Below are 590 nucleotides of genomic sequence, written 5' to 3'. Positions count from 1 at the left end.
GCAGCTTGCGCTTGGCGAAGGCCATGCCGCGCCAGCCCCAGACGTCGATATGGTTCAGCGCCACCGCCTTGATGCGCAGCGTGACTTCGCCAAGTGCCGGCGGTGGGGGAGGCGGCAGGTCCACCGTTTCAAGACGGCGGTCCTCGATAAGTTGCAATGCGCGCATTGGGCCTGTCGGTTTCGGTCTGGCTGAAAAAGGTCGCTTAGACCGGTTCCCGCGCCATGACAAGGCAAGTGTTCTGGCCGCCGAAGCCGAAGGAGTTCGACAGCACGGTGCGGACCTCGGCATTGCGCTTCTTGTTCGGCACCACGTCGAGCACGATCGCGGGGTCGGGATTGTCATAGTTGATGGTCGGCGGGATGACGCTTTCGCGCATCGTCATCAGTGAGAACGCCGCCTCGACGGCGCCCGCCGCCGACAGCGTGTGGCCGATCATCGATTTGTTCGACGAGACCGGCATCGAGCCGATCCGTTCGCCGAACACCGTCGACAGCGACAGATGCTCCATCTTGTCGTTTTCCGGCGTCGAGGTGCCGTGGGCGTTAACGTAGTCGATCTCGTCCTGGCTCAAGCCGGCATCGGCTAGCAC

General features: G+C 63.2%; 2 pseudogenes. Both read right to left on the bottom strand.

What is annotated here, in order from left to right:
• Nucleotides 1-166 (bottom strand): annotated as a pseudogene (locus EN906_RS36455) (NADPH:quinone oxidoreductase); the annotation flags it as partial.
• 37 nt (nucleotides 167-203) lie between these two features.
• Nucleotides 204-590, bottom strand: a pseudogene (locus EN906_RS36450) (beta-ketoacyl-ACP synthase); the annotation flags it as partial.

It is taken from the genome of Mesorhizobium sp. M7A.F.Ca.CA.004.06.1.1 (genome assembly GCF_003999135.1).
Classification (GTDB): domain Bacteria; phylum Pseudomonadota; class Alphaproteobacteria; order Rhizobiales; family Rhizobiaceae; genus Mesorhizobium.
Note: the sequence above shows the minus strand (reverse complement) of the source record. Positions and strands in the feature narration are given on the sequence as shown.